Genomic DNA, 8,035 nt, shown 5'->3' with positions numbered 1-8,035 from the left:
TTCTGTTATCTGTGCGGAAATACTGTCAGCTCAGCAGTCGTGCCGCTCGGTAATCGGGGCTGCCGGGAGATTACTGATGCGGACGCTGTCTGCGACCACCTCGCGAAGGCTTCCGGTCCGCGCCAGCACTGCCCGTTGGCGCCGGGCTCCGGTTCCCCGGGCGAGGAGTTGGCGGAGCAGTGACTCGACCAGCGTGGCCTCTCCCTGTTCCTCCAGCACCGGACGTACGTATTCCAGGAGGGATTTGGCCACGGTAAATGTGTCCGCAACCGTAGACCCGAGCGGGTCCACCAGCTCTCCATCCATCCCGAACCGGCCCGCCCGCCAGGCAGCCAGCCGCAGCAGGGTCTCCGGCACGCCGCTGGGCTGCACACCATTGCGCCATTCCCGGGCGGCGGTTTCCACCAGCGCACGCACCAAGGCTGCCAGCAGCACGGCGTCGTCCGCATACAGGCACACATCGGCTATCCGGACCTCGACGGTGGGATGCGTGCGGCTTAGCCGGGCATCGAAGTAAATCTGTCCGTGGTCCATCGGTACCTGCGTTTCCAGCAGGCCGTCCACCAGCCGGTGGTAGTTCTCCGCTGATCCAAACACCGGGTACGGTCCGGCCAGCGGCCAGCGGCTCCACACCTGGGAGCGGTAACTCGCGAAGCCCGTGTCCGCTCCGTTCCAGAAGGGGGAGTTGGCGCTCAGTGCCCCCAGCAGCGGCAACCAGGACCGGATCCGGTCCAGTACGGCCACACCCTCTGTATCCGATTCGACACCCACATGCACGTGGCATCCACAGGTGAGCTGCTCACGGGCAATCTGCGCGAACCGCTGGTCCATTCTGCTGAAACGCTCGTCCTCGGTGAGGGTGGGCCGGCACGGCAGCGGCGAGGTTGCGAGCGCCACCGCGCGGGCCCCTGCGGCGGCGGCTGCCCGGTCGGCAGTGGCCCGGCAGGCCACTATGTCCGCCGCGAGCTCTTCGAGGACCGTGTGTACCTGTGTGCCGGATTCGATCTGTTCCTGCTTGAACTCGGTGCTCAAGGTCCCGCCGGGCTGAAGCACCCGGCCAATCTCCGGCCCCACCGGCAGCGGCACGCCGGTTTCACCGTCCACCAGCAGATATTCCTCTTCAATGCCGAAGGTCCGCATGGCCCCTGCCCTTCATCGCCGAAGTATCCTAGGGGCCGCTGCTCAACCCGGAGCATCACTATAAGGCTCCTTAGTATCTTCCGGCAAACAGTATTCTGGGGAGAAGCCCGCGCAGTCGAGAGGCGGACCCCGGCGACACCAGAGGAGTCACGGCATGGACAAGAACCACCCGCCGCAGCCGGGGCAACAGCCGGAGCGCATTAATAAGCCGGCAGCGGCCCTGGAGGAACGGAAGCGCACTGTCCGGAGCCAGGGCGCGGAACTGGCAGTGTACGAGTGCGGTCCGGCGGGGACGGCGGGTAACGCGGTGACGCCGCCGCCCAGTGTTTTATTGGTGCACGGCTACCCAGATGACCACCACGTCTTCGACGGGGTGGTGGCCAAGCTGGCTGCAGACCGGCACGTCATCACCTACGACACCCGCAACGCCGGTGCCTCACGGGTGGCGGGGATCCAGGGGAAGCAGCTCGCGCCTTACCGGCTGGAGCTGCTTGTGGAAGACCTGTACGCCGTCCTCGATGCCACCGGGACCGGACGAGTGCACTTGGTGGGCCATGACTGGGGATCCATCCAGGGCTGGGCTGCCATCCAGGATCCCCGTGCCGAGGGCAGGATCCTCAGCTACACCAGCATCTCGGGACCGGACCTGGGGCACTTCCACCGCTGGTTCAAGACCCGGCTGCGCTCACCCCGGCTTTGGCCGCAGGCCTTTATGCAGGCGCTGCGCAGCTGGTACGTAGCCGCATTCCAGCTCCCTGTCCTACCCGACGCCGCGTGGAAGCGCCTGCTGACGGCCCCCTATGAGAAGGCCGCCGGACGGAAAATCGGGGACAGCGGGGTGCGGGGACTCCAGCTCTACCGCGCCAACATGTTCGCCCCCGGCAAGGCACTTCCCGACGCCGGATACGACGGACCCGTACAGGTGATCGTTCCGACGAAGGATCCGTTCCTTTCCCCGAAGCTCACGTCCGGACTGGAGAACCGGTTTCCCGGCGTGGAAATCACCACGGTGGATGCCGGGCATTGGTGGCCCGAGCAACAGAGCGCGGAGTTCGCGGCAGGGCTGGCGCGCTGGATGGCGGCGCACGAGGCCCGCTGACCGGAGCCCCCGGTTTTCGGACACCGCCACTTAACGGGCATCGCCGGCCGCCGGTGTTTCCGGCGGCCGGCGATGCAGGAGCCTGTTCAGCTCAGGGTCAGCTCAGGGTCAGCTGCGGCGCTTGCCGCCGCTGCCACTGCCGCCGCTGCCACCGCCGCCTTCGCCCTCCATGTCGATCTGCTCCTTGCTGACTTCCTCCGTCACCGTGGCTTCTTCAGTCACCGTTTCCGTGTCCAGCCGGACACGTTCCACGGGCACTGCCTCCTTTTCCACCACGGCCTCTTCGGCATGGAGGGTCACTTCGTGCTCCTCCTCGCTGATGGCCGGTCCATCCATTGCCGAGCCGCGGTTGGCGTCGGTGATGGGCTCACGCTCAATCCGCGCTTCCTCGTGGCTGACCGGAACGGACTTGGTGACGTTCTCCGTGGTTACATACTTGCGCAGGCGGGCACGGCCGGATTCCCGGCTCTGCGTGCCTACGTGAAGCTGCTCTTCGGACCGGGTCATCGCGTCATCCGTCGTCGGACCGGACGTGTCATGCCCCACCTGGCCATGGTCTGAACCACGGCTGCTTTCCGTACGGCCGGAGGAGGTCCCGGAGCCGCCCGACGAGCCGGAGCTGCGTGAAGTCCCGGAGCCGCCCGACGAGCCGGAGCTGCGTGAAGTCCCGGAGCCGCTGGACGTGCCGCTTCCGCCCGACGAGGACCGCTGGCCGCTCGTGGTGCCGGAGGTTCCGGACGTCGTACCGGATGTTCCGGAACTCCGCGAGCTGCCGATGGAGTAGTAGCTGTAGAGCTCGTCCTGCTCCTGGTCGCTGAGGTGCCCGTCCTTGTCCACCCGCGGAGCGTCTTTCACCATCTCCTTGGAATACGGCACCCGCACAACAGATCCGTCTACCGTGGCTTCTGCCAGCGGAACAAACGTCTCCTTGGAACCGAAGAGACCGGTCTTCGTGGTCACCCAAGCGGGCTGGCCCGTCTCGTCGTCCAGGTAGATATCCCCCGCCGAGCCGATCTTCTCGCCGTTAGTGCCTTCCACGGTTCCGTGGTTCATGATGGTGTCGATTTGTTCGCTGGTGATCACGTTGTTCTCCTGTTTCCGCGCCCTGCAGGCGCCTGATGGTGCTTTGGATACTGCGTCCCCCGCTTACCCCCAGAACTTTCAGTCGCCCAGTCCGGCTTTGTCCACGCGGCGGTGGAAGCGCATGCCGCCCAGCCCGCCGAGGATCGCGCCGACCAGAGCCACAGCTGCCGCTATGAGCGCCGCGACGATGGTTCCCGCCGTGGCGTTGTCACCAAACATCGGGATCGCCGGGAATCCGTTCAGATCGACCAGGATGTTGAACTGGTCCCCTGCAATCGCCGCCAGGATGGCCGCCACGATGGCAATCACCACTGCCCAGACCCAGACCGCAATGCCCTGCTTCATGCCGTTGAAACGTGCCATCCGGCCCGCCACATATCCGCCGCAGTAATAAGCCACGAAAAGGACCACCAGCAGGACGATGGTCCCGGTGACGGTGACGGCCGTGGTGTCCGGGCTGTCGTCATTCGACAGCACTGCCGCGCCGAGAGCGGTGGCCAGGGCACTCAGCAGTACCGTGGTGCCGATCGCAGTCAACCAGCCAAAAAAGGCCGATCCGATTTTCACTCCGCCGAAGGTGGCTTTCTCGCGTTCCACCACCTGCCGCCGGCTGGTGTCATCCATCCCGTTGCCGCGCCGGCCGTCCGGCGTCGGGTCCGAGCCTGCCCGCCGATCGCCGGAATCCTGGCCCGGTGTTTTTCGTCCATGGTCTCCTGCTGCACTGGCGCTCGTACTCATAAAGATGTCCTTTTGCCCTAAGAGCAGCCGGGAAGAGTCCCGTTTGGCCACTGGTTCGTCCAACGCTAGGCTGAACCAGGGAAAATAAAAAGGGTACTTAGTATCGGTAGCTCTTGACAGTCGATTCTTCTCTGGTCCATCACCACGCGCCGGTCTAGCCTGCCCCTGCGGCCAGGACCCCTGGAACCCGGAGCGGCCCCGGTAGCGGGAATTGATCCGCCCCCACACAGGTTGTAGCCACTAATACACCGTCAAGATTCATCTAGGAGAAATCATGACAACCCAGCTCGAATCAACATCCCCGGCCCTCACCGACTGGATCCCCGCCCAGCAGTTCATTGGCGGCCAGTGGCGCGACGGCCGCTCGGATAAGACCCTCACGGACACCAACCCCTTTGATGGTTCGCAGCTGATGACCATGCAGCAGGCCTCCCGCGAAGACCTGGACGACGCATACGCCGCTGCAGAGGAAGCCCAGAAGGATTGGGCAGCCAGGACCCCGAATGAGCGCCGCACGGTCATTGCCCGCGCCGCAGAAATCTTCGAAGAGCGCCGCGACGAGATCATCGCCTGGCTCAACGCGGAATCCGGCAGCACCATGCTGAAGGCCAACATTGAAGTTGCCTCCGCCGCTTCCATTACCCGCGAGGCAGCCACCTTCCCGCACCGCGTTTCCGGCAAGATCATGGATTCAGACACCCCCCACAAGGAACTGCGTGTCTACCGCGCACCCCTGGGAGTTGTCGGCGTGATCAGCCCCTGGAACTTCCCGCTCCACCTTTCCCAGCGCTCCGTCGCGCCGGCACTGGCCCTCGGTAACGCCGTCGTCCTGAAGCCCGCCAGCGACACCCCGGTCACGGGCGCGCTCATCATCGCCAAGATCTTCGAAGAGGCAGGCCTGCCCGCCGGTGTGCTGAACGCCGTCGTCGGCGCCGGTTCGGAAATCGGCGACGCCTTCGTGGAGCACCCGACCCCGCGGATGATCTCCTTCACCGGTTCCACCCCGGTGGGCAAGAACATCGGCGCCCTGGCAGCCACCGGCGCCACACTGAAGTACACGGCGCTTGAGCTCGGCGGCAACAGCCCGTTCGTGGTTCTCGCGGATGCCGACGTCGACCAGGCGGTCCGCGCGGCCGCCATGGGCAAGTTCCTGCACCAGGGACAGATCTGCATGGCCGTGAACCGGATCATCGTCGAAGACGCCGTGTACGACGAGTTCGTGGAGAAGTTCACCGCGCACGTCAAGACGCTGAACGCCGGAGACCCGACCGACCCGAAGAACGTGGTTGGCCCGATCATCAACGCCAAGCAGCTCGAAGGCTTGAAGACGAAGATCGAAACCGCCAAGTCCGAAGGCGCCCGCCTGATGCTCGAAGGTGAAATCAACGGCCAGGTCCTCACCCCGACCGTCTTCGCCGACGTCACCAAGGACATGGAACTGGCCCGCGAGGAGATCTTCGGCCCGATCGCCGGAATCATGCGCGCCAAGGACGCCGAGGATGCACTGGCCCTGGCCAATGACACCGACCTCGGTCTCTCCAGCGCCGTCTTCACCGCCAACCTGGAGGAAGGCGTCAAGTTCGCCCGCCGCATCAAGGCAGGCATGACCCACGTCAACGACTTCCCGGTCCAGGACGAGGCGCACATTGCCTTCGGCGGCGAGAAGAACTCCGGCCTCGGCCGGTTCAACGGCGAGTGGGCCATCGACGAGTTCACCACGGACCACACCATCAGCGTCCAGCACGCCCCGCGCGAATACCCGTTCTAATCCGGTAACGCACTAACCGGTAAACGCCCGACGGCGGCCCGCACCTTTTCCGGTGAGGGCCGTCGTCGTCGTTATCGCTGGAAAATCTATTCGCCTGCCCCTGCCTTGCCCCCGCGCTTGAGGGTCTAGGTCTGCGCCGGCGCAGCCTCCGGGGACACCGGATGGGAGGACGGGGACCGGGAACCCCCTGTGGTGGCGGCAAGCACCGCGGCCGCGATCCCGTCCGCGTCCTGCAGCGTCCGCGAGCCTTCCGCCGCGGGAGCTCCCGCCTCGGCGGCAATCGCCGTCCCCCACTGGACCGAGGAGAGCTGCAGGCCCAGCACAAACAGGTTCTCCACCGGTTCGCCGCTGACGCCGACCACCCGGTAGGGCGGCAGCGTGACGTCCAGGCCCGGGGTTAGCACGGGGGTGCCGTCACCGGACATCATCACCTTCGGCCGGGCCAGGCCGTCACGGATAAGACCTGCCAGCAGCGGTGAAACACTGCGGTCCACCCGATTGGGCGGCATCATGGCCTCCATCAGGGTGGACGCGGCGTACTCGGTGCCCACCCATGGGGAGGACGCAGTGAACATTCCGCGGGCCTCGTCCACGTCAAACCGGGGATCCGGGCCCACAAAGTGCACCAGGCCGGCACGGACCAGCGCCGCCAGCTGTTCGATCCGCTCCGGCGGCGGGCCGCTGGCCAGGCCTTCCACCAGCGGTTCAAACCAGCCCCGCAGTTCGCTGAGCCAGGACGCCTCCGCGAGGCCGCCGTCGGCCACCACGGCTTTGAGCAGGCTGCGTCCGGCGTTCAGGGCGCCGATCGCCATCTTCAGCGGGTCGTCCTCCCCGGCGGCGGACCCGGCGGCGTCCGCCTCCAGATACGCCAGGACGGCGTTGTCCGCCTCCGGGGCACCGCTGAAGGGCCGGCGTCCAAGGGGCTGGGCCAGGGCTTCAAGGTTGGTGCGGCGGGCAGACGGAACATAGGCATCCAGCACCAATTCCATCGCGGCGTTCCACTCCGGTCCGGGCAGGTTCAGGGCAGCTTCCAGACGGTCAGAGAATTCGGCGGCTGGGCCGTTCAATTCCGCCGGGGCCACCCGGGCCAGCGTGCTGTAGTACGCCCAGACCGCGTCGCGGTGAAGCAGCGGCCACAGGTCATGGTCAAAGCCCGGCAGCAGGCCGTCCGCCCGGAGGGCGAGCGCCGTTTCGCGGGTCAGCCAGCGCAGGTGGACACCGCGCGGCACATAGGAGTCCAGCTTCGCCTTGGCCCGGTACGGGGTACCGCGGCGTGAGGCCGCAACCAGCTGCGGCTCCCGGCCGGAGGGTTCGTAGCGCAGGGCACGGCCGGCAGGCAGTCCGGTGGAGACGTACCGTCCGCCGCGGCCCACGGTGGCGGCAGCCATCACGTCAAAGAAGTTCAGGCCCAGCCCCCGGACCAGCACGGGCTCACCGGCCGGCAAGCGGGAGAAGTCGACGTCGGCGGGTACGGCGGGCGGGAAGTACGTCAGGCCATGGCGGGCAGCGGCGTCCTGCAGGCGTGCCTGCTCCGGGGAAAGCAGAGCCGGCAGATGCCCCAGGGCCAGCACGGCGGCGTCCGCGGCCAGAACCTGCTGTCCCTCAAGTTCAATAACCAGCCGTCCATCCGCTTCACGGATGATGCCCAGTGCTTCGGTCCGGCGGTGCACCAGTTCCACGCCGTCCTCGGCGGCGGCAGCCCGCAGCTGGCCATAGGTCCATTCCAGGTACCGGCCGTAGAGCGGACGGCTGGGGAAATCCGCGGCCCCCAGGGCGGCCAGCTCCTCGCGGTCGCCAGCGGACAGACCGTCTGCGGTCCGGGTGCCGGCGTTCATCAGCTCGCGCCACTGGTTGAAGGAAAGCCCCGCCACCGAGGGAAGGAGGTCCCGGACGGTGTTTCCGGCCGGAACGACGGTGGGAAACAGTGCCGGAGTGTTCATCAGGAACAACCGTGACTGGTTGGTGCGCCAGACGTGGCCGGGGCCGGGATTAAACGGGTCAATGAGTTCAATGCGCAGCGGCAGGCGCTGCGCGGAGGCACGCCGGTGGGTGAGCAGCCGGTCCACAACGGAGAGGCCGCGGGGTCCTGCGCCAATGACAGCTACCCGGAAACTCTGCGTGTGGTCCATGCATCTAGGGTATCCGGCGGCGGAGCAGCGCGGGTTCCAGGCGGTTGGTACGGTCCCCCGCAGGGGATAGGAACGGGG

The 8,035-nt window shown here is 66.6% G+C and carries 6 protein-coding genes; 2 read left to right on the top strand and 4 right to left on the bottom strand.

Annotated features, from left to right (window positions below; genetic code table 11):
* Positions 1-30: 30 nt before the first annotated feature.
* Complete coding sequence (locus QNO03_RS14570; RefSeq protein ID WP_289603856.1) at positions 31-1,140, bottom strand: carboxylate-amine ligase; 1,110 nt, start codon at positions 1,138-1,140, stop codon at positions 31-33.
* Positions 1,141-1,294: 154 nt separating this feature from the next.
* Here QNO03_RS14570 and QNO03_RS14565 point away from each other — a divergent pair, with 154 nt between their 5' ends.
* On the top strand, positions 1,295-2,239 hold the full coding sequence (locus QNO03_RS14565; protein WP_289603855.1) for an alpha/beta fold hydrolase: 945 nt from the start codon (positions 1,295-1,297) through the stop codon (positions 2,237-2,239).
* 108 nt (positions 2,240-2,347) lie between these two features.
* Here QNO03_RS14565 and QNO03_RS14560 read toward each other — a convergent pair whose 3' ends face one another.
* Together QNO03_RS14560 and QNO03_RS14555 are read right to left on the bottom strand one after the other, a co-directional pair.
* Positions 2,348-3,322: a DUF2382 domain-containing protein gene (locus QNO03_RS14560; protein WP_289603854.1), complete on the bottom strand. Its 975-nt coding sequence runs from the start codon at positions 3,320-3,322 to the stop codon at positions 2,348-2,350.
* A gap of 78 nt (positions 3,323-3,400) precedes the next feature.
* On the bottom strand, positions 3,401-4,060 hold the full coding sequence (locus tag QNO03_RS14555) for a hypothetical protein (protein WP_289603853.1): 660 nt from the start codon (positions 4,058-4,060) through the stop codon (positions 3,401-3,403).
* 274 nt (positions 4,061-4,334) lie between these two features.
* Here QNO03_RS14555 and QNO03_RS14550 point away from each other — a divergent pair, with 274 nt between their 5' ends.
* Entirely contained in the window at positions 4,335-5,828 is a 1,494-nt protein-coding gene (locus tag QNO03_RS14550; protein ID WP_289603852.1) for an aldehyde dehydrogenase family protein, read from the top strand.
* A 125-nt stretch (positions 5,829-5,953) separates the two neighbouring features.
* Here the strand turns inward: QNO03_RS14550 and QNO03_RS14545 are convergent, their stop codons facing one another.
* Positions 5,954-7,957, bottom strand: coding sequence for an FAD/NAD(P)-binding protein (locus QNO03_RS14545; protein ID WP_289603851.1), 2,004 nt, complete (start codon positions 7,955-7,957; stop codon positions 5,954-5,956).
* Positions 7,958-8,035: the final 78 nt, after the last annotated feature.

Origin of the sequence: Arthrobacter sp. zg-Y877, assembly GCF_030373105.1 — a bacterium.
Lineage (GTDB): Bacteria > Actinomycetota > Actinomycetes > Actinomycetales > Micrococcaceae > Arthrobacter_B.
Note: the sequence above shows the minus strand (reverse complement) of the source record. Positions and strands in the feature narration are given on the sequence as shown.